General features: G+C 70.7%; 19 protein-coding genes and 2 pseudogenes. 11 read left to right on the top strand and 10 right to left on the bottom strand.

The window, feature by feature from the left end; genetic code table 11:
• Positions 1–18: 18 nt before the first annotated feature.
• From ispD to rlmB, 4 genes and pseudogenes are all read left to right on the top strand, one after another.
• Positions 19–678 (top strand): annotated as a pseudogene (gene ispD / locus ACRC20_RS15905) (2-C-methyl-D-erythritol 4-phosphate cytidylyltransferase); the annotation flags it as partial.
• A gap of 36 nt (positions 679–714) precedes the next feature.
• The gene (ispF, locus tag ACRC20_RS15900; RefSeq protein WP_438687437.1) at positions 715–1215 is read left to right on the top strand and encodes a 2-C-methyl-D-erythritol 2,4-cyclodiphosphate synthase; all 501 of its coding nucleotides are present in this window, start codon (positions 715–717) and stop codon (positions 1213–1215) included.
• Positions 1212–2627: a cysteine--tRNA ligase gene (gene cysS, locus ACRC20_RS15895; protein ID WP_438687350.1), complete on the top strand. Its 1416-nt coding sequence runs from the start codon at positions 1212–1214 to the stop codon at positions 2625–2627. Before ispF ends, cysS begins: the two co-directional genes overlap by 4 nt.
• Before the next feature lie 8 nt (positions 2628–2635).
• Positions 2636–3523, top strand: a pseudogene (gene rlmB / locus ACRC20_RS15890) (23S rRNA (guanosine(2251)-2'-O)-methyltransferase RlmB); the annotation flags it as partial.
• 13 nt (positions 3524–3536) lie between these two features.
• Here the strand turns inward: rlmB and purD are convergent.
• Positions 3537–4799 (bottom strand): phosphoribosylamine--glycine ligase, encoded by a 1263-nt coding sequence (gene purD / locus ACRC20_RS15885; protein WP_438687349.1) that lies wholly within the window; start codon positions 4797–4799, stop codon positions 3537–3539.
• Positions 4800–5049: 250 nt separating this feature from the next.
• Here purD and ACRC20_RS15880 point away from each other — a divergent pair, with 250 nt between their 5' ends.
• The 3 genes from ACRC20_RS15880 (at position 5050) to ACRC20_RS15870 (ending at position 6859) form a co-directional block, all read left to right on the top strand.
• Entirely contained in the window at positions 5050–5448 is a 399-nt protein-coding gene (locus tag ACRC20_RS15880) for an HIT family protein (RefSeq protein WP_438687348.1), read from the top strand.
• A 7-nt stretch (positions 5449–5455) separates the two neighbouring features.
• Positions 5456–6022, top strand: a complete 567-nt coding sequence (locus ACRC20_RS15875; RefSeq protein ID WP_438687347.1) for a hypothetical protein — start codon at positions 5456–5458, stop codon at positions 6020–6022.
• A gap of 63 nt (positions 6023–6085) precedes the next feature.
• Positions 6086–6859 carry a hypothetical protein gene (locus ACRC20_RS15870; protein ID WP_438687346.1) on the top strand — a complete coding sequence of 258 codons (774 nt, stop codon included), beginning with the start codon at positions 6086–6088 and terminating at the stop codon, positions 6857–6859.
• Positions 6860–6999: 140 nt separating this feature from the next.
• On the opposite strand, the gene trpA is transcribed toward ACRC20_RS15870, so the two are convergent.
• From trpA to ACRC20_RS15845, 5 genes are all read right to left on the bottom strand, one after another.
• Positions 7000–7794 carry a tryptophan synthase subunit alpha gene (gene trpA, locus ACRC20_RS15865; RefSeq protein WP_438687345.1) on the bottom strand — a complete coding sequence of 265 codons (795 nt, stop codon included), beginning with the start codon at positions 7792–7794 and terminating at the stop codon, positions 7000–7002.
• Positions 7791–9035, bottom strand: coding sequence for a tryptophan synthase subunit beta (gene trpB / locus ACRC20_RS15860; RefSeq protein WP_438687344.1), 1245 nt, complete (start codon positions 9033–9035; stop codon positions 7791–7793). The genes trpA and trpB overlap by 4 nt, the downstream gene beginning before the upstream one ends.
• A 13-nt stretch (positions 9036–9048) precedes the next feature.
• On the bottom strand, positions 9049–9864 hold the full coding sequence (gene trpC / locus ACRC20_RS15855; RefSeq protein ID WP_438687343.1) for an indole-3-glycerol phosphate synthase TrpC: 816 nt from the start codon (positions 9862–9864) through the stop codon (positions 9049–9051).
• 69 nt (positions 9865–9933) lie between these two features.
• Complete coding sequence (locus ACRC20_RS15850) at positions 9934–10497, bottom strand: Trp biosynthesis-associated membrane protein (protein WP_438687342.1); 564 nt, start codon at positions 10495–10497, stop codon at positions 9934–9936.
• A gap of 175 nt (positions 10498–10672) precedes the next feature.
• Complete coding sequence (locus ACRC20_RS15845) at positions 10673–12274, bottom strand: anthranilate synthase component I (protein WP_438687341.1); 1602 nt, start codon at positions 12272–12274, stop codon at positions 10673–10675.
• Positions 12275–12310: 36 nt separating this feature from the next.
• Between ACRC20_RS15845 and ACRC20_RS15840 the strand changes: the two genes are divergently transcribed.
• The 4 genes from ACRC20_RS15840 (at position 12311) to ACRC20_RS15825 (ending at position 15087) form a co-directional block, all read left to right on the top strand.
• Positions 12311–12802, top strand: coding sequence for a peroxiredoxin (locus tag ACRC20_RS15840; RefSeq protein ID WP_438687340.1), 492 nt, complete (start codon positions 12311–12313; stop codon positions 12800–12802).
• A gap of 88 nt (positions 12803–12890) precedes the next feature.
• Positions 12891–13265, top strand: a complete 375-nt coding sequence (locus ACRC20_RS15835; protein WP_438687339.1) for a hypothetical protein — start codon at positions 12891–12893, stop codon at positions 13263–13265.
• Positions 13266–13381: 116 nt separating this feature from the next.
• Positions 13382–14128 (top strand): L,D-transpeptidase, encoded by a 747-nt coding sequence (locus tag ACRC20_RS15830; protein ID WP_438687338.1) that lies wholly within the window; start codon positions 13382–13384, stop codon positions 14126–14128.
• Positions 14125–15087: a hypothetical protein gene (locus ACRC20_RS15825; protein ID WP_438687337.1), complete on the top strand. Its 963-nt coding sequence runs from the start codon at positions 14125–14127 to the stop codon at positions 15085–15087. Before ACRC20_RS15830 ends, ACRC20_RS15825 begins: the two co-directional genes overlap by 4 nt.
• Here the strand turns inward: ACRC20_RS15825 and pgl are convergent.
• From pgl to tal, 4 genes are all read right to left on the bottom strand, one after another.
• Positions 15084–15791 (bottom strand): 6-phosphogluconolactonase, encoded by a 708-nt coding sequence (gene pgl, locus ACRC20_RS15820; RefSeq protein ID WP_438687336.1) that lies wholly within the window; start codon positions 15789–15791, stop codon positions 15084–15086. The two genes, ACRC20_RS15825 and pgl, sit on opposite strands and share 4 nt — an antisense overlap.
• On the bottom strand, positions 15788–16717 hold the full coding sequence (locus ACRC20_RS15815; RefSeq protein WP_438687335.1) for a glucose-6-phosphate dehydrogenase assembly protein OpcA: 930 nt from the start codon (positions 16715–16717) through the stop codon (positions 15788–15790). The genes pgl and ACRC20_RS15815 overlap by 4 nt, the downstream gene beginning before the upstream one ends.
• 112 nt (positions 16718–16829) lie before the next feature.
• Positions 16830–18377: a glucose-6-phosphate dehydrogenase gene (gene zwf / locus ACRC20_RS15810; RefSeq protein ID WP_438687334.1), complete on the bottom strand. Its 1548-nt coding sequence runs from the start codon at positions 18375–18377 to the stop codon at positions 16830–16832.
• Positions 18374–19492 (bottom strand): transaldolase, encoded by a 1119-nt coding sequence (tal, locus tag ACRC20_RS15805; RefSeq protein ID WP_438687333.1) that lies wholly within the window; start codon positions 19490–19492, stop codon positions 18374–18376. Before tal ends, zwf begins: the two co-directional genes overlap by 4 nt.
• Positions 19493–19526 lie beyond the last annotated feature (34 nt).

The raw sequence follows: 19526 nt of genomic DNA, 5'->3' as shown, positions 1-19526 counted from the left end.
GCGATCTCATTGGCGAGGGTGGCCGCGATCGTTGTGGCCGCAGGGTCTGGCTCGCGGCTGGGCGCTGTCGACCACGGCGGTGAGCCGTGCCCGAAGGCCTTCGTCGACGTCGGCGGCCGCAGCATGCTCGCGAGGTCGGTGTCGGCCGCGTGGGCCTCGGAGGTCTTCGAGCAAGTCGTGGCCGTGGTCCCCAGCGAGCGGATAGCCCAGGCGCGGGCGGCATTGGATCCGAGGACGCAGCTGGCTTCGGGCGGCGCGACCAGGACTGAATCGGTCAGGGCCGGGCTCAAGCAGGTCGAAGGGGCCGATATCGTGCTCGTCCACGACGCGGCGCGCGCGCTCGCCCCGCCCGCGCTGTTCCGCGCTGTCGCCGAGGCGGTCCTCGCGGGCTGCCCGGCAGTGGTCCCGGCGCTCAATGTGGTCGACACGGTGAAGGAAGTCGGCCCGGCGGGCGCGGTCGTGCGCACGTTGGACCGGTCGGCGTTGCGCAGGGTGCAGACGCCGCAGGGGTTCCAGTCTGCGGTGCTGCATCGGGCGCACGAGGGGGTCGCCGCGCGAGAGGGGGCCGCCGAGCTGGACGACGCGGGCCTGGCGGAGCTCGCCGGAGCGCCGGTGGCCGTGGTCGAGGGCGATCCACTGGCGTTCAAGATCACCACGCCGGAAGACCTCGTGCTCGCGGAGGCGCTGGCGCGCAAAGCGGAAGGAGCCCGAGAGATGGCGTTGCCGAGAGTGGGAAGCGGGGTCGACGTCCACCCCATCGAGCCGGGCAGGCCGTGCTGGGTGGCCGGGCTGCTGTTCCCCGAGGCGGACGGCTGCGCCGGGCACTCCGACGGCGACGTCGCCGCCCACGCGCTGGTGGACGCGGTGCTCTCGGCCGCCGGGCTCGGGGACCTCGGGACAGTCTTCGGCACCGACCGCCCGGAGATGGAGGGAGCCTCCGGGGAGCTGTTGCTCGCCGAGGCGCGCAGGCTGGTGGAGCGGGCCGGTTTCGCGGTCGGCAACGCCGTCGTGCAGGTCGTGGGGAACACGCCGAGGCTCGGCCCGCGCAGGCGCGAGGCGGAGGAGCGGCTCAGCCAGGTGCTCGGCGCCCCGGTGAGCGTCGCGGCGACGACCACGGACGGGCTCGGGCTGACCGGACGCGGCGAAGGCAGGGCCGCAGTGGCCAACGCATTGATTTACCCCGTCAGCCTCGGGAACGCTAAGATCGCCGGGTGACCTTGCGCCTGTACGACACCCGGACCCGTGTGGTCCGGGAGTTCAATCCGCTCCGACCGGGCCAAGTGTCGATTTACTTGTGCGGCGCGACGGTGCAGGGCAGGCCCCACGTCGGGCACCTGCGCAGCGCGGTGGTGTTCGACGTGCTGCGCAGATGGCTGCTGGCCAAGGGCTTCGACGTGCTGTTCGCCCGCAACGTCACCGACATCGACGACAAGATCCTCACGAAGGCCGCCGAGGCGGGGCGCCCGTGGTGGGAGTGGGCGGCCACGCACGAGCGGGCGTTCTCCAGCGCCTACGACCAGCTCGGGGTCCTTCCGCCGTCGGTGGAGCCGAGGGCGACCGGGCACATCACGCAGATGGCCGAGTGCATCGAGCGGCTCGTCGAGCGGGGCCACGCGTACGCGGCGACGGGCGATGTGTACTTCGACGTGCGCTCCCTGCCCGAGTACGGGAAGCTCTCCGGGCACCAGCTCGACGACGTGCACCAGGGCGAGAGCGTGGCGGAGGGCAAACGGGACCCGCGCGACTTCACCCTGTGGAAGGGCGCGAAGCCGGGCGAGCCGTGGTGGCCGACCCCGTGGGGCCCCGGCCGTCCGGGCTGGCACCTGGAGTGCACGGCGATGGCGACCACGTACCTTGGCGCGGAGTTCGACATCCACTGCGGCGGCATGGACCTGGTGTTCCCCCACCACGAGAACGAGCTCGCGCAGGCCAGGGGGGCGGGCGACCCGTTCGCCCGGTTCTGGCTGCACAACGGCTGGCTCTCCCTCGGCGGGGAGAAGATGTCGAAATCCCTCGGGAACGTGCTCTCGTTGGAGGAGCTGCTCACCACAGTGCGCCCGCAGGAGCTGCGGTACTACCTCGGCTGCGCGCACTACCGCTCCACCCAGGAGTTCTCCATCGAAGCGGTGGTCGAGGCGGCGGTGGCCTACCAGCGGCTCGAATCGTTCATCCTCCGGGCGGCGGACGAGTACGACGAGATCCCGATCGGCGAGGTGACCGACGAGTTCGCGGCCGCGCTGGACGACGACCTCGCGGTGCCGAGGGCGCTCGCCGAGCTGCAGCGCCACGCCAGGCAGGGCAACACGGAGCTGGCCGAGCGGAACTCCGAGGCGGCGGCGACGGCGGCCTCGGTCCGCGCCATGCTGTCGGTGCTCGGCTGCGACCCCTTCGACCCGGCCTGGGCCTCGGGCCGGGAGACCAAGGCCGCGTTCGTCGCGCTCGACGTGCTCGTGGAGGCCGAGCTCTCCCGCCGGGAGACGGCAAGGGCCGACAAGGACTGGGCGCTCGCCGACGAGGTGCGCGACCGATTGCGAAAAGCCGGGATCAACGTGACAGACGGCCCGGACGGCCCGAAGTGGTCGTTGGAGAAGCCGGAGTCCCCTGAGACGAATGGAGGGCAGCCCTGATGGCTCCTGGACCGAGACGCCGCGGATTGCGCGGCAAAGGCCCCACCCCGCCCGCCGCGGCGCGCACCGGCCATCCCGCCGCGCGCCGCGCCGCCGCGCAGGAGGTCGCGTCGAAATCGCGGGCCCGCGCGGTGAAGCAGGCCGCCGACGCGCCGGAATGGGTGCTCGGGCGCAACCCGGTGTTCGAGTGCCTTCGCGCGAAAGTGCCCGCCGTGGAACTGCTCGTCGCGACCGGGATCGAGGCGGACGAGCGGGTCGCCGAAAGCCTCCGGCTCGCCGCGAACGCGGGCATCCCGGTCACCGAGGTGGCGCGCTTCGAGCTGGACCGGCGCAGCGCGGGCGCCCCGCACCAGGGGATCGGCCTTCGGGTGAAGCCGTACGAGTACCGCCATCCTGACGACCTGCTCGTCGAGGCGGAGGACTCCGGGCGGCCCGCCCTCATGGTGGCGCTCGACCATATCTCCGACCCGCGCAACCTCGGCGCGGTCGTCCGTTCCGCCGCCGCGTTCGGCGGCCACGGCGTGCTGATCCCCAACCGGCGGTCGGCGAGCCTGACGGCCATCGCCTGGCGGACCTCCGCGGGCGCGGCTGCCCGGCTGCCGGTGGCGCAGGCCCCGAACCTGACCCGCTCGCTCAAGGAGTGGCAAGACCGAGGCCTGCTGCTCGTCGGGCTCGACGCGGAGGGCGACACCAACCTTGACGACTTCGTCGGGACCGAGCCGCTGGCGCTCGTGGTCGGATCCGAGGGCAAGGGCCTTTCCCGGCTCGTGCGCGAGAGCTGCGACATCGTGGTGTCGATCCCGATGTCCGGCCAGGTGGAGAGCTTGAACGTGTCCGTGGCGACCGGGGTCGTGCTCGCGGAGATCGCGCGCCAGCGGCGCTCCTTGGCGCAGTAGCGGGCGACCCCGCTCAGCGCTGCTCGGGGATGACGACCTCGCCGCGCGCCGCCCGCAGGGCGATGTCTGCCCGGTAGTGCCCGCCGGGCAGATGGACCTTGGCAATACGTTCGTACGCCTGGGCGCGGGCCGCGTCGATGTCCGCTCCGACGCCGACCGAGGTGAGCACGCGCCCGCCGGTGGAAGCCAGCGCGCCGTCCTTCTCCTCGACCCCGGCGAGGACGAGCCCCGGCCCGACAGCGCCGGTGATCGTGTCGCCGAGGCGCGGCGTCGCGGGGTAGTGCTCTGCGGCGAGCACGACGCCGACGGCGTAGCCGGGCTCCCACTCCAACTCGGCCGACTCCTGGAACGTCCCGTCCGCGACCGAGCGGAGCAACTGCCCGAACGGGGTGCGCAAGAGCGCGAGGACGGGCTGGGTCTCCGGGTCGCCGAAGCGGCAGTTGAACTCCACGACGGCGGGGCCTTCGCGGCCGATGGCGAGCCCGGCGTAGAGCAGGCCCGAGTAGGGGCAGCCGCGACGGAGCAGCTCCACGGCCACCGGACGCACGATCTCGTCGACGATCTGGTCCACGAGCGCCTGGGGCAGCCAGGGGAGCGGCGCGTAGGCCCCCATGCCGCCGGTGTTCGGCCCGGCGTCCTCGTCGTAGGCCCGCTTGAAGTCCTGCGCGGGCAAAAGCGCCGTCACCTGGTCCCCGTTGACCAGGCAGAACAGCGACACCTCCGGTCCGTCCAGGTACGACTCCAACAGCACCGGGTGGCCGCGCTCGAGAAGCTCGACCGCGTGCTCCCGCGCCTGCGCGCGGTCTTCGGTCACGACCACGCCCTTGCCCGCCGCGAGGCGGTCGTCTTTCACCACCCAGATCGGCCCGAACCTGTCGAGCGCCCCGTCGAGCCGGGCGGTCGAGTCCACGACCTCGCTGCGCGCGGTGCGGACCCCCGCGGCGGCCATCACGTCCTTCGCGAAGCTCTTCGATCCCTCGATCTGCGCAGCCTGCGCCGATGGGCCGAAGCAGGGGATCCCCTTCGCCCGAACGGCGTCGGCAGCGCCGAGCACCAGCGGCACTTCCGGCCCGACGACCACAAGGTCCGCGCCGAGCTGGGCCGCGAGGTCCGCGACCCCGGCCGGGTCGGCGACGTCCACCGCGTGGTTCTTCGCCAGATGTGCCGTGCCCGCGTTGCCGGGGGCGACATGGATTTCGGTGACGGCGGGATCGGCTTTGAGCGCGAGGCAGAACGCGTGCTCGCGCCCGCCGGAGCCTATGACGAGTACTCTCACGGGCCTTAGCCTACCGGGTCTCAAATGGCGATCTGCTTCGTTGTCGGCTCCTCGTGTACCAGGCTCGTTCCTCGCTGTTTCCGTGCACGTCGCCGCCTGCCGCCTTGCTGGGGGCACCTCCCGCTTGCGGGGGACTCATCCATTTGCGGCTTGGCGGCATGCGCGGGTCTCAAATGGCGATCTGCTTCGTTGTCGGCGCAGGGCGCGGACCGCCTCGCCGAACAATGCTACTCGGGAGTAGCATTGCGGCGTGGCTTCGGTTTTCAGCGCTGTGATCGCCGGGGATCTCCCCGGATATTTCGTGTGGCAGGACGAGGACGTCGTGGCGTTCCTCTCCAACGCCCCCATCTCGACGGGGCACACGCTCGTGGTGCCGAGGGCGGAAGTGGACAACTGGCAGACCGTCGACCCGGAGCTGTTCGCCAAGGTCATCCGGGTCGCGCAGACCATCGGGCAGGCCGTCGTGCAAGCCTTCGGCTCCCCGAGGGCGGGCCAGCTGATCGCGGGCTTCGAGGTCCCGCACCTGCATGTGCATGTCTTCCCCGCGTGGGGCCTCGGCGATTTCAGCTTCGAGAACGCCGACCGCTCGGTCACCCCGGAGCAGTTCGAGGCCGCTGCGGAGAAGATCCGCTCGGCGCTCTCCAGCTGAGTCCCGCATGGATCGTTTTCCCGCAGAGAAAGCCCGCCCCCGCTGGCACCGCCACGCGACGCGCGCGGCGGTCGCCGTCCTCTGCGCGGGCCTCGTCGTCGCCATCGGCGTCCTCGGGTGCCACGTCTTGGCCCCGGCGGAGCAGCGAAGGACCAGCGAGCGAGATTTCGAGCAGGCCAAAACGAACGTCGTCCGGCTGACGGCCTGGGCGGCGGGCGTGCCGGTCGACCATCCGGGGAAGGGCCTGCGACAAGGCTGCAAGCTGGGGACGATCGGCGAGGGGCCGCCGTGGGTCTGGTCCCAGGAGTACGACGTGCCCTACTCGGCGCAGACGGTCAAGGAGACCACCGAGCGGCTGCGGCAGCTGCGCGACCAGGGGTGGAACTACGTCGAGACGAAGCCGGAGCTCGAAGAGGTGCACACGAAGCTCGGCGTGCAGGTGTCCAACAGCGAGCAAGTCTCCGTCGAGGTGTGGCGCAGCAGCAGGATCAATATCGAGGACGACGCCAAGGCGGGGAAACCGCCGCAGGAGCATACGATTACTATCGTCGGTCTCAGCGAGTGCACGAACTGATCTCGCGATCGCTGGGGGTTTGTTGCGGCGCATCTGCGCGCCCCGCAGGACGAGAGGAAGTTTGTGAGCGCGACACCGGAGCATCCCTCGCGCTCGAAGGCGAACGAATACCACTTCGACATCGACGGCAGGCCGATCGACGCGAGCTGGTGGGCGACCCTGCAAGCGATGGGCTCGCAGTACGCGCTGGTCAGCCGTAGCGTGGTGAAGGGCTGGCTGCTCACCACGGAGTGGACCGGCAAGGAGTGGTACCTCCCGAAGCAGGGGCTCCCGAGGATTTTCCGCACGAACGTGCACGACCCGAAGGGCCAGAACCAGCACTCCGCGCATTGGGAGACCCGGGAAGAGGCGATGGCGGGGCACGCCGCGACCGAGGCGATGGTCCACCGCGCGCTGCGCCTGGCGAAAGAGGGGCCCGGCGACTGGGACTGCGACGTCGAGCCTGCCGACGAGGAGTCCCGCCAGATCGACGGCTACTACGACATCGAAGGGCGCCTGCTCACCTACGAGCAGTTCCGCGCCTTGCGCGCGCTGGGCAGCTGGTATTCCGACGTGGCGCCGAGGGAGCGGTTGTACGGCTGGACGGTCGAGACCATGTGGACCGGATGGGACCGCCAAGAGGACGACCACCCCGACGAGCGCCCCATGGTGGTCACCACGGAGATCGACTTCGACTACAAGCATTTCGCCCGAGGCGGCTGGCCCGACGCGCACAGCGCCCAAGTCGGCCATGTCCAGATCAGGGGCCTCATCGGCCAGTTCGCCCTCGGGCAGCTGTCGCGGGAGGAAATGCTGGTCTGTTGTGACGCTTTATGGACACCGCGCCCGCGCCGCTAGCCCGCAGCGGCTCCCAGATCGCGATCTGCCGCGTTGTCGGGCGCTCGCGTACCCCGCTCGTTCCTCGCTAACACGTACGCCACGCGCCCTGCCGCCTTGCATCTCATCGATCTGGACTCCCGCTGCGTTTGCGGCAAGCGCTACACCGTCTCGCCGCGCACGCCTGCGGCCAGCTCGCGCACGAGCGCCCGGAGCGCGTCTTCGCCCTTGTTCAGCGCCGCGACGAGGGCGGAGCCGACGATCACGGCGTCCGCGTAGCCCGCGACATAGCGCGCGGCCTCGCCGTTGGAGACGCCGATGCCGACGCCGACGGCGATGCCGCTGGCCTTGCGGACCCGCGCGACCAGCTCGGCGGCGTCCATCGAGACATCAGTGCGGGCTCCGGTCACGCCCATCGTCGACGCGGCGTAGACGAAGCCCCGGCAGGAGTTCGTGGTGAGGATCAGCCGCTCGGGCGTGGAGGACGGCGCGACGAGGAAGACCCGGTCGAGGTTCAACCGGTCCGACGCCTGGAACCATGCCTCGGCCTCCTCGGGGATGAGGTTCGGCGTGATGAGGCCGAGGCCGCCCGCGCTCTCCAAATCTGTGGCGAAGCGGTCCACCCCGTAGCGGAACACGGGGTTCCAGTAGGTCATGACCAGCGCCGGGATGTCTTTCTCGCTCAATCCCTCGATGAGCGGGAACAGGTCCTTGAGGCGGAAGCCCGCGTGCAGCGCCGCGACGGCGGCGGACTCGATGACCGGCCCGTCCATCACCGGGTCCGAGTACGGGACGCCGATTTCGAGGAGGTCGCAGCCCTCTTCGGCGAGGATCTCGAACGCGTGCCGCGAGGTCTCGATGTCCGGGTAGCCCGCAGGCAGGTACCCGATGAGCGCGGCGCGGCCCTCGGCCTGGCACTTGGCGATCACGTCGGCGGACGACTTGTAGGCGCTCATAGGTCCAGTCCAAACCACTTGGCAGCAGTGTCGACGTCCTTGTCGCCCCGGCCGGAGAGGTTCACCACGACGACGCTGCCCTCGCCGAGCTCCCTGCCCACCAAGAGGCCCCCTGCGACGGCGTGCGCGGACTCGATGGCGGGGATGATGCCCTCGGTGCGGCACAGGACGTCGAAGGCCTCCATGGCCTGCGCGTCGGTGATCGGCAGGTATCTGGCCCGTCCGGTCTCTTTCAAGTGGGCGTGCTGCGGCCCGACGCCGGGGTAGTCGAGCCCCGCCGAGATGGAGTGCGATTCCACGGTCTGGCCGTCCTCGTCCTGCAGCAGGTACGAGAAGGAGCCCTGGAACACGCCCTCGGAGCCCGCGACGAGCGTCGCGGCGTGCCGGTCGGTGTCCACCCCGTCGCCCGCGGGCTCGCAGCCGACGAGCTGCACTTGGTGGTAGCGCAGGAAGGGGTCGAAGATCCCGATGGCGTTGCTGCCGCCGCCGACGCAGGCCACAACCGCGTCGGGGAGCCGCCCGGTCTGCTCGCGCACCTGCGTGCGGGCTTCGAGCCCGACGACGCGCTGCAAGTCGCGGACCATCATCGGGAAGGGGTGCGGACCGGCCGCGGTGCCGAAGCAGTAGTACGTGTTGGCGGCGTTGGTGACCCAGTCGCGCAGCGCGGCGTTGATCGCGTCTTTCAACGTCCGCGAGCCGGTCTTCACCGCGAAGACGTGGGCGCCGAGCAGGCGCATCCGCGCGACATTGAGTGCCTGGCGCTCGGTGTCCACCTCGCCCATGTAGATGACGCACTCCAGGCCGAGCAGGGCGCAGGCGGTCGCGGTGGCGACGCCGTGCTGGCCCGCCCCGGTCTCGGCGATCACACGGGTCTTGCCCATCTTCTTCGCCAAGAGCCCCTGGCCGAGGACGTTGTTGATCTTGTGCGAGCCGGTGTGGTTCAGGTCCTCGCGTTTGAGCAGGATCCGCGCCCCGCCCGCATGCTCGGAGAGCCGCTTGGCCTCGTACAAGGGGGAGGGCCTGCCGACGTAGTGGCGCTGCAGCGAGTCGAGCTGGCCGAGAAACTCCTCGTCGAGCCGGGCCTTCTCGTAGGCGTCGGTGACCTCTTCGATGACCGCCATGAGCGCCTCGGGCACGTGGTGCCCGCCGAATCTGCCGAAGTAGCCCGCGGCGTCGGGGTCGTGCTCCGTGCGGACGCGGAGCCCTTCGCTCGCGGTGGGAATGTGTTGTGCTGGACTCATTGAACGGGGCTGCTCATCGCACGGGCCGGGGGCAAGACGGGTGCGTTCCCGCGGTGACCAGCTCGACCAGCGCCGCGAGCGGGTCCGGCGCCGCGACGAGGCCCTCGCCGACCAGCACCGCGTCGGCGCCCGCCGCCGCGTAGTTCAACAGGTCGGCCGGTCCCTTGCAACCGGACTCGGCGATCTTGATGACCTCGTGCGGAAGGGCGGGGACGACTCTGGCGAACGTCTCCGGGTCCACGTCGAGGGTCTTGAGGTTCCGGGCGTTGACGCCGATGACGGTGGCCCCCGCCTCCAGCGCCCGCTCCGCCTCGTGCTCGTCATGCACTTCGACTAGCGCGGTCATGCCGAGGCTCTCCACCCGGTCGAGGAGCGAGCTGAGCGCGTGCTGGTCGAGCGCGGCGACGATGAGCAGCACGATGTCCGCGCCGTGCGCGCGGGCCTCGTGCACCTGGTAGGTGGTCACGACGAAGTCCTTGCGCAGCACGGGGATCTCCACGGCGGCGCGGACCTCGTCGAGGTCCGCGAGCGAGCCTCGGAACTTGCGCTCCTCGGTCAGGACGCTGATGGCCCGCGCGCCGCCCTCTTGGTAGATCTGGGCCAGCCTCGCGGGGTTGGGGATCTCGGCGAGCGCGCCTTTGCTCGGGCTCGCCCGCTTGATCTCGGCGATGACCCCGACTCCCGGCGCGCGCAGCGCGGCGGTGGCGTCCAAGGGGCCGGGCGCGGCTTCCGCGTCCAGCTTGATCTGCGCGAAGTCTCTCGCGGCCTCGCGTGCGGCCACGTCTTCCCGCACTCCAGCGACGATCGTCTCGAGAACGGTTTCCGACATGCCCCAAGAATAGCCTGCCTTGCTGTGAGCTGTGCTGGCGGTCCTGAGCAGGAATTCTGGGTTGTCGAATTAGAGGGTGGGGTCCTCGCCCGCGTCGAGCCGGGCCCAGTCGGAGCGCTCCTCTTCGGGCCGGTCCTTTCTCGCGCCTGGGGAGTCGAACCGGCTCCCAAGGCCCTGCGCGGCCCGCGCGGCGAGCAGGACGAAGACGGAGGCCAGGGCCGCGAGCAGCCCCGCGGCCACGGGGAGGGCGCCGGGCTCGCGGCGCGTCACGAGGTGGTCGACCTGGTAGCGCTCGGGGAGGGCGGCGAGCCGCGCCACATGGGCCGCGTCCGGCTCGTGGAGCAGCCAGTCCGCCCCGGTCCAGAGGAGCCCGACGCCCGCGAGGGCGACCAGGGCGGCCACGGCGCGCAACGTCCAGCCTTTGGCCGCGAACACGGCGGGCACGGCGGCGATCAGGAGGAGGGCGAGCGCGACGGCGAGCGGCGCGAAGTCCGCGCCGAGCACGCGGATATGCCGTGGGGCTCCGAGCCCGTCGTGCGCGTCCGCCTGCGCCCATGTGGTCCGGGACGAGGCGTACGCGAGCGCCCCGCCCAGCAGGAGCAGGAGCGAAGCCCACGCGAGGGGGCGTCTCACGGCGCCTCGGGCCCCTCGCTCGGGGAGCGCCGTAGGTGCTGTGGCGGCGGCGATGGCAGTGTGTGCGCGCGGGGGCGGTTCGTTCGCCTCATCGTTGTTCCGTTTCGCTCGGGGAGCGCCGTAGGTGCTGTGGCGGCGGCGATGGCAATGTGCGCGCGGGGGCGGTTCGTTCGCCTCATCGTTGTTCCGTTTCGCTCGGGGAGCGCATCGTATGGGCGGCGGCGATGGCGGAGAGGACGGTGTTCGCCTTGTTCCTGCTCTCCCAGTACTCCGCCGAGGGGTTCGAGTCGAGGACCACGCCGCCGCCCGCCTGCACGTACGCGACGGAGTCTTTGACCACGGCGGTGCGGATCGCGATGGCGGTGTCGGCCTGGCCGGTGAAGTCGAAGTACCCGACCACGCCGCCGTAGAGGCCGCGCCGGGTGAGCTCGACCTCTTCGATGATCTCCATCGCCCGGACCTTCGGCGCTCCGGAGAGCGTGCCTGCGGGGAAGCAGGCGAGGACAGCGTCGAGCGCGGTCTTGTCCTCGGCGAGCTCGCCGCTCACCGTGGAGACGAGGTGCATGACGTGGCTGTAGCGCTCCACGGCCCGGAATTTGGCCACGCGGACGCTGCCGGGCACGCACACCCGCCCGAGGTCGTTGCGCCCGAGGTCGACGAGCATGAGGTGCTCCGCGTTCTCCTTCGGGTCGTCGGTGAGCCGCTTCTCGAAGAGGATGTCGTCCTCGCTCGTCCCGCCCCTCGGCTGGGTGCCCGCGATGGGCCGCGTGGTCGCGGTGCGCCCGCGCACGGTGACGAGGGCCTCCGGGCTCGACCCGACGATGTGGAACGCGGTCTCGCCGCCTTCGCCGGGGACGCGCATGAGGTACATGTGCGAGCTCGGGTTGTTCACCCGCAGCACCCGGTACACGTCGAGCGGGTCCGCCTGCACCGGCATGCTGTAGCGCTGCGAGGGGACGACCTGGAACGCCTCCCCGGCTTCGATCTCGGACACGACTTTCCGGACGTTCTGCCCGTACTGCTCCTCGGTGAGCTGCGAGGCGAACTCGGGGGCGGGCCAGTCGAAGACGGACACCGACGAGGGGGACGGCGCGGCGAGGTCGGCGGTCATCGCGTCCAGCCGGTCGAGGGCCTGCGCGTAGAGCGGGTCGAGGTCGCCGCCCGGCTCTTCCGGCAGGAATGTGTTGGCGATGAGGGTGATGATGTTCGCGTGGTGGTCGAAGACCGCGAGGTCCGCGACGAGCAGCATCGTCATCACCGGGATCCCCAAGTCGTCCTTGGTCCGCTCCGGCAGCTGCTCCAGCCAGCGCACCGCGTCGTAGCTGAGATATCCGACCAGGCCGCTGGTGAGCGGCGGCAGGCCGGGGATGGGGTCGGTGGCGAGCGTCCGGACGGTCTCGCTGAGCACGGCGAGCGGCTCGCCCTCGGTCGGGACCCCGTCCGGCGGGGTTCCCCGCCAGACGGCTTTGCCGTCGACGGCGGTGAGCGCGGCGCTGCTGCGCACCCCGATGAACGACCACTGCGACCAGGTCTTGCCCTGTTCGGCGGATTCGAGCAGGAAGGTGCCGGAGCGGTCGCCCGCGAGCTTGCGGAACGCGGAGACCGGCGTCTCGGCGTCGGCGAGGAGCCTGCGGACGACCGGGACCACGCGCCTGCCCTGCGCCAACGCCGCGAACTCCGCGCGAGTGGTGGTGGGGGTGCCGCCCACGGGGATGCTCGGCGAGGCCCCTCGTGGGGGAGTGGAGGCGGCGTTGCCGACGAGGGCGCTGACAGTCATGGCTGCCATTATCTCAGGGAGGAGTAGGCTGGGCGCATGAGTCTGCGAGTTGGCGACGTGGTGCCCGATTTCGAGCTGCCTGACGAGACGGGCTCGCCCCGCAAGCTCAGCGAGTTCCTCGCGAAGGGGCCGACCGTGGTGTTCTTCTACCCGAAGGCTTCGAGCCCGGTGTGCACCGTGCAGGCCTGCCAGTTCCGCGACCTCGGCGCGCAGTTCCAGGCGCTCGCGCAGGAGAAGGGCTGGGGCTCGGTGCAGCGGGTCGGGATCAGCAAGGACTCCGTCGCGGGCCAGGCCGGGTTCGTCTCCGGCCGGTCGCTGGACTTCCCGCTCCTGTCCGACCGGGACGCCACGGCCGCGACGGCCTTCGGGGTCAAGGGCGGCCTCTTCGGCATCAGCCCGGTGCAGCGCGCGACGTTCGTGCTCGACCAGACAGGCACGGTGCTCAAGGCGTTCCACAGCGAGTTCCGGGGCAAGGCGCACGCCGACGAGGCGTTGGCGTTCTTGAAGACGCACGCCGCCTCTGCCTGAGCGGCCTCGGGCGGCACGAGCCGCGCCGGTGTGGCCGCACTCCTGGTCTTGCCGGGTTTTCCGGCTCCGTGGCGATACCATCACGGATATGAACATGTTCCTTCGGGCTTCCTGCGCGACTGCGGCGCTGGCCTTCTTCGGCGCGGGCACGGCTTCGGCGGAGACGGTGTACCTCGACCCCTCGGGCGAGCCGTTGGTCCGGCCGGAGACGGTCTCGTTCACCCCTGCCGACAACGGCGACGTGGTCGACGGGCTGACCTGGGACGTGTGGGCGGACGACCGCGCCGTCGGGCATGGGACCGAGCACGTCAAGAAGTGCGTGCCCGACTGCGCCACGGGCGGCGTCGTCTCGCACGACGTCTCCGTCGTCCTCGACCAGCCCGCGCCGGGCGAGGACGGCCAAGCCCGGTTCACGCACGCGGTGGTCTCCAGCACCGACGGCGTCAAATTATTCCAACTGTGACCTTCGGCGCGCCGCGCCTGCCACGATCACGGGTTAGTCTGGATCAGACAACGCGGCGTCCGACGTCTTCAGGTCTCCAAGGAGGATTGGGAAACTTGCGCACAGTATTTCGACACATGCTTGCCGTCGTCGGCGTGGCAGCGGCCGCGGTGGCGGCGCCGTCCGTCGCGCCTGCCGCCTCGGCCTCCGTCGCGAGCGGCGCGTCCTCGGCCGCGAACGCCGTCGTGTCCGTGTCGCCCGGCGAGGGGGACACGGTGGGCGTGGCAGCGCCGGTGACCATCCGTTTCGCCGCACCGGTCGCCGACCGCGCGGCCGCGGAGCAGTCCGTCGGCTTCACCGCCCCTGCCGTGCCGCACGGCGCCTTCAGCTGGGTCGACGACACGACGATGCGCTGGACTCCGAGCGAGCGCTGGCCCTCGCACTCGACGATCACCGTGGTCGCCGCAGGCTTCCCGCACAAATTCCGCACCGGCGCCGAGGTGCTCGGCATCGCGAGCCTCAGCCAGCACACCTTCATCGTGAAGATCGACGGCAAGGTCGTCAAGACGATGCCCGCCTCGATGGGCAAGCCCAAGCACCCCACCCCGATCGGATCGTTCACCACGCTGGAGAAGCAGAACCCGGTGATCATGGACTCGCGGACTATCGGCATCCCGCTGAACAGCCCCGAGGGCTACCGGCTCACCGTCTACGACGCGGTGCGCGTCACCTGGGGCGGCGTGTACGTGCACGCGGCTCCCTGGTCGGTCGCCTCGCAGGGGAAGACGAACGTGAGCCACGGCTGCATCAACCTGAGCACGGAGAACGCCGCCTGGTACTACAACACCGTCGGCATCGGGGACCCCGTCATCATCGAGGCGTGACGGAGCCGCTGACGCCGCAGTCGCCGCAATGGCTGCTGCTGACGAGGTCGGCGCAGGGCAGGCGGAGGTACGCGGGCTGGGTGAGCCCCTCGCGCTCCCTCTTCCTTTTCTTCCTCACGCCGTTCTCCCTCGTCGCCCTCGTCCTCGTGCATCTCGATGAGAGCAGGAAGAACGAGGCAGGCCAGTTGTGGGGGTTCTTGGCGTTGAGCGCCGTGCCGTCGCTGCTCACGGTGTTGTTCTTCGTGAACCGTTTCCGGCAACGGCCGCGAGGCCTGCGGGCGCTGCCGCCGCTGCGCCCGCTCGGCGAGCCGCAGCGCGATCCCCAGGCTTTCGCGAACGCCGGGCAGGCGTGCGTGCGCTATCCGCTCCGAAGCGCCGATATCCGCGTGAAGAACGTGGGCAGGCTTTTGGCGGCGGCGCTGCTGGCCGCTTTGGGGGCGATGCTGTTTTTCGGGGCCGCAGGCGGGGCGAGGCACAGAACGGGAGCCGGTCTCGTGCATTGGTACGGCGGCTTGACGATCCTGGTGGGCGCGGCATGGGCGCTCTGGGTCTTGATCGCTTGGATCCGGGGACTCGGCCGGTCCAGTTTCGCCATCGCGGCGACCCCGGACGGGATCTGGCTTCCCTCGGCGCTGCGGCGCGAGCCGGTGTTCTGGGAGGATGTCGCCGATTTCCAGCGCCAATCGCTTGCGCTCTCGTACCGGGCACGGCTGGACTGGGACGAATCGCTGGCGCTCCTCCCGTGGAAATGGGAGGCCGAGGCATGCGAGGTCGACGTGCTCGCGATCATCGGAGCCGACGGGGACGCGGCGGCGTATCTCCCGCTCGACGAATTGTCGGAGCCGGAACGGTTCGTCCAACAGATCACCACGCTGTGGCGCGACGCGGACCTGCGGGCCGCGCTGGACGACCCGGGGATCGTGGCGCGGTTGCAGGCGTTGTCGCGAGCGCGCCGCTAGACGAGCCCGCTCGCCGCTGCCTCGTCGAGGAACCACACGGTGCGTTCGGAGCCGCGCGCCCCTGCGGACGGCACGTCGACCGGCGAGGCCCCTTCGATGGCGGCTTTCGCGGCGGCGGCCTTCCCCGCGCCCGAGACGAGCAGCCACACCTCGCGCGCGCGGTGGATCGCGGGCAGGGTGAGGGTGATCCGCTCCGGCGGCGGTTTCGGCGAGTCCACGACGGCGAGCACCGCGCGCTCGGTCTCCTTCACCGCAGGGGTGTCCGGGAAAATCGAGTTGATGTGCCCCTCTTCGCCCATGCCGAGCAGGTGCAGGTCGAATGCGCCGGGCAGAAGCGGCGCGTACGCCGCAGCCGCCGCCTCGGGGGTGGGCTGGCCGCTGCCGGGGGCGCCCATCGGGAACACGCGGGCCGGGTCCACCGGCACATGGTCGAGGAGCGCCTCGCGGGCCTGGCCGTCGTTGCGCTCGGGGTGCCCAAGGGGCACCCAGCGCTCGTCGCCCCAGTAGAAGTCGATTTTGTCCCAGGCGAGGTCTGCGTCTCGGAGCGCCTTGAGCAGGCCGACGCCCGCTCCGCCGCCGGTGAGCACCACGGACGCGGAGCCGCGCGCGGCGATAGCCGAGCCCACCAACGCGACGAACCGCTCGTGGGCGGCTGCGACCAGCCCCTGCAGGTCGGGGACCCGGACGATGTCCACAGCGCTCACGCCGCAGCCTCGTCGTCGTCGCCCTGGGTGACGGTCGAGAAGCCGTACAAGGCTTGCTCGTAGACCTCGTCCGGATCCATGAACCGCAGCTCCTGGGCGAGCAGCGCGGGCACGTCCTGGTTGAAGAGGCTCACGGCGCTCTCCGGGCGCCCCGGGCGCACCACTCGTCCGTTGCCACGGCGGTCCGCGGTCAGCGACAGCGCGCCGCTCGGCCTGCGCAGGGTGATCTCGAAGTCGCCGACCCCTCGGCGCACCGGGGCGCCGAGCCGCGCGGCGAGCCAGCCCGCGACCAGGTCGAGGGTGATGGACGGCTCGGGGCCGAGCACGACCGCCTCGATGACCGGCTCGAAGCTCGGCTCGTCCAGCGACGCGGTGAGGATGGCGCGGATCGGCGTCGCCCTCGCCCACACCAGATCGGTGTCGCCGGGGTTGTAGCCGTGGACGAGCTTGGAGAGCGACGCGGCGTGGTCGGTCGCCGCGACCGAGTTCGTGACCCGCCTGGAGGCCAGCGCGCCGATCGGGTCTTCCGAGGGGATCTCGGGGGCCGTGCCGGGCCACCAGGCCACCACGGGGGTGTCCGGCAGCAGGAACGGGATGACCACGCTGTCGCCGTGGTCGGCGAGCGGGCCGTACAGGCGCAGGACCACCACTTCCGAGGCGCCCGCGTCGCCGCCGACCCTGATCTGCGCGTCGAGCCTGGTCGCGGCGTAGCGCTGGCCCTTCGCGACGATGATGACGCGGCAGGGGTGCTCGCGGTTCGCCGTCCCCGCCGCCGAGATGGCGAGCTCGACGTCCTCGCCGTCTTCGACGCAGACCACGAGGGTGAGCACCCGGCTGGCGGCCGAGTTCCCTGTGGCGGCGCGCATCGCGACAAGCCGTTTCGAGATCTTCTCGGTCGTGGTCGCGGGTAGATCGACAATGCTCATTTTCGTCCTCCAGAGCGATGAGCTGCAAGGCAGCAGGAGCCGACGTGTACTGGGGAGGCGGAGCGTACACGAGGCGACGATAACGCAGCAGACCGCGCTCTGGGGGCGAAAATCACGGCCTCCTCCAGACGCGGCCACTCCTGGCCAGCATCTCGGTCGCGCTCTTGGGGCCCCAGCCGCCGGACGGGTACTGCACGGGCGCGCCGTTCGCGCCCCAATGGTCCAGCACCGGGTCGAGGATCTTCCACGACAGCTCCACCTCGTCGGTGACGGGGAAGAGCGAGGGCTCGCCGAGGAGCACGTCGAGGATGAGCCGCTCGTACGCCTCGGGGGAGGCCTCGGTGAAGGACTGCCCGTAGTTGAAGTCCATGTTCACGTCACGCACCCGCATCGCGGAGCCCGGAACCTTCGAGCCGAACCGCAGGGTGATGCCTTCGTCCGGCTGGACGCGGATGACGAGCGCGTTCTGCCCGAGCTCCTCGGTCATCGCCTCGTCGAACGGCAGGTGGGGCGCCCGTTTGAACACGAGCGCGATCTCGGTGACCCGCCGCCCGAGCCGTTTGCCGGTGCGCAGGTAGAAGGGCACCCCCGCCCAGCGCCGCGAGTCGACCTCCACGGTGATCGCGGCGAACGTCTCGGTCGTGGAGTCGGAGGCGAAGCCCTCCTCCTCCAAGAGGCCGCAGACCTCCTGGCCGCCCTGCCAGCCCCGCGCGTACTGGCCGCGCGCGGTGGTCTCGTCCAGCGGGTAGGCGAGCTTCGCGGCGGAGAGCACTTTGATCTTCTCGGTGGTGACCTCGTTCGCGGCGAAGCTGACCGGCTCCTCCATCGCGACGAGCGCGAGCAGCTGGAGCAGGTGGTTCTGGATCACGTCCCGCGCGGCGCCGATCCCGTCGTAGTAGCCCGCGCGGCCGCCGAGGCCGATGTCCTCGGCCATGGTGATCTGCACGTGGTCGACGTAGTGCGCGTTCCAGATCGGCTCGAAGAGCTGGTTCGCGAAGCGCAGCGCCAGGATGTTCTGCACGGTCTCTTTGCCGAGGTAATGGTCGATGCGGAAGATCGACCGCTCGTCGAAGACCTCTTTGATGACGCCGTTGAGCTCGATGGCGCTCGTCAGGTCGTGGCCGAACGGCTTCTCCACGACCGCGCGCCGCCAGCTGCCCTCGGGCGGGTGGGCGAGACCGGTGGCCGAGAGGTGCTTGAACACGAGCGGGAAGTCCTTCGGCGGCACCGAGAGGTAGAAGGCGTAGTTCCCGCCGGTGCCCCGGTCCTCGTCCAGGCCCCGCAGCGTGTCGGCGATCCGCTCGAAGGAGGCGTCCTCGTCGAAGGCGCCCTGCACGAACCGCATGCCTTTCGCCAGTCGCGCGAAGGTCTCCTCGCGGAACGGCGTGCGGGCTTTGGCCTCGACGCATCCCCGGACGAAGTCGGCGAATTGCGCGTCGTCCCAGTCTCGGCGGCCGAAGCCGACGAGGGAGAAGCTGGGGGAGAGCAGCCCCCGGTTCGCGAGGTCGTAGACGGCGGGCATGAGCTTGTGCCGGGAGAGGTCGCCGGTGACTCCGAAGACGACGAGGCCGCACGGCCCCGCGATGCGCGGCAGGCGCTTGTCGCGCTCGTCGCGCAGGGGGTTGATCCACCCGGCGGGCGGGCGCGCGGCCTGTGTCATCCCCGCAGCCCTTCGAGGTGCGCGGTGGTCGCGTCGAGGAGCTCCTGCCAAGAGTCGATGAACTTCTCCACGCCCTGCGACTCCAGCACCTCGAACACGTCGGGCAGGTCGATCCCGGCCTCGGCGAGGGCGGCGAAGGTGTCGTGCGCGTCCTGCACCTTGCCCACCACGGAGTGCTGGTGCACTTCGCCGTGGTCGGCGAAGGCCTGCAGCGTCTTTTCCGGCATGGTGTTGACGGTGTGCTGGGCGACCAGCTCCGAGACGTACAGGGTGTCCGAGTACGCCGGGTTCTTCGTCCCGGTCGAGGCCCACAGCGCCCGTTGCGGGTTCGCGCCTGCCGCCTTGAGCTCGGCGAACTCGTCGGAGGAGAACTTCTGCTGGTAGAGCTCGTACGCGAGCACGCCGTTGGCGAGCGCCGCCTTCCCGGCCAGCGCCTTCGCCGCGTCGGTGCCGAGCTTCTCGAGGCGCGCGTCCACCTCGGTGTCCACGCGGGAGATGAAGAAGGAGGCGACGGAGTGGATCTTGGCGAGGTCGTGCCCGGAGGACGCGGCCGCTTTCAGGCCCTCGACGTAGGCGTCGATGACCTCGCCGTGGCGCTCGACGGAGAAGATGAGGGTGACGTTGACGCTCACGCCCTCCGCGATCACCCGGGTGATCGCGGGCAGGCCCGCCTTGGTCGCCGGGATCTTGATGAGCACGTTCGGCCGGTCGACGATCTTCGACAGCTCGAGGGCTTGGGCGACGGTGCCCTCGGTGTCGTGGGCCAGGCGGGGGTCCACCTCGATGGACACTCGGCCGTCCACGCCGCCGGAGCGCTCGTAGACCGGGGCGAACAGGTCGCAGGCCGCGCGGACGTCGTCCGTGGTGAGCGCGGTGATCACCGCGTCGGTGTCCGCGCCCCTCGCGACGAGCTCCGCGATCTGGGCCTCGTAGGCCTCGCCTTTGGAGAGCGCCGCTTGGAAGATGGACGGGTTCGTCGTCACACCGACCACGGACCGGGTGGCGATGAGGTCGGCGAGGTTGCCGGTCCGCAGCCTGTCCCTGGACAGGTCGTCGAGCCAGACCGAGACGCCCGCCTCGCTCAGTGCCGTCAGATTTGTGTTCTGCTCGCTCATTGGTGTGTGTCCTTCCAGGCCTGGCTGTTGATGA

This window comes from Segniliparus sp. (assembly GCF_051660745.1).
GTDB lineage: Bacteria > Actinomycetota > Actinomycetes > Mycobacteriales > Mycobacteriaceae > Segniliparus.
Note: the sequence above shows the minus strand (reverse complement) of the source record. Positions and strands in the feature narration are given on the sequence as shown.

Excerpts from the sequence above, each read along its gene's own strand:
- ispF (WP_438687437.1), top strand. The coding sequence starts at position 715 with ATGGCGTTGCCGAGAGTGGGAAGCGGGGTCGACGTCCACCCCATCGAG.
- ACRC20_RS15875 (WP_438687347.1), top strand. The coding sequence starts at position 5,456 with ATGGATCGTTTTCCCGCAGAGAAAGCCCGCCCCCGCTGGCACCGCCAC.
- trpA (WP_438687345.1), bottom strand. The coding sequence starts at position 7,794 with ATGAGCGCCTACAAGTCGTCCGCCGACGTGATCGCCAAGTGCCAGGCC.
- trpB (WP_438687344.1), bottom strand. The coding sequence starts at position 9,035 with ATGAGTCCAGCACAACACATTCCCACCGCGAGCGAAGGGCTCCGCGTC.
- trpC (WP_438687343.1), bottom strand. The coding sequence starts at position 9,864 with ATGTCGGAAACCGTTCTCGAGACGATCGTCGCTGGAGTGCGGGAAGAC.
- ACRC20_RS15845 (WP_438687341.1), bottom strand. The coding sequence starts at position 12,274 with ATGACTGTCAGCGCCCTCGTCGGCAACGCCGCCTCCACTCCCCCACGA.
- ACRC20_RS15840 (WP_438687340.1), top strand. The coding sequence starts at position 12,311 with ATGAGTCTGCGAGTTGGCGACGTGGTGCCCGATTTCGAGCTGCCTGAC.
- ACRC20_RS15835 (WP_438687339.1), top strand. The coding sequence starts at position 12,891 with ATGAACATGTTCCTTCGGGCTTCCTGCGCGACTGCGGCGCTGGCCTTC.
- ACRC20_RS15830 (WP_438687338.1), top strand. The coding sequence starts at position 13,382 with ATGCTTGCCGTCGTCGGCGTGGCAGCGGCCGCGGTGGCGGCGCCGTCC.
- ACRC20_RS15815 (WP_438687335.1), bottom strand. The coding sequence starts at position 16,717 with ATGAGCATTGTCGATCTACCCGCGACCACGACCGAGAAGATCTCGAAA.
- zwf (WP_438687334.1), bottom strand. The coding sequence starts at position 18,377 with ATGACACAGGCCGCGCGCCCGCCCGCCGGGTGGATCAACCCCCTGCGC.
- tal (WP_438687333.1), bottom strand. The coding sequence starts at position 19,492 with ATGAGCGAGCAGAACACAAATCTGACGGCACTGAGCGAGGCGGGCGTC.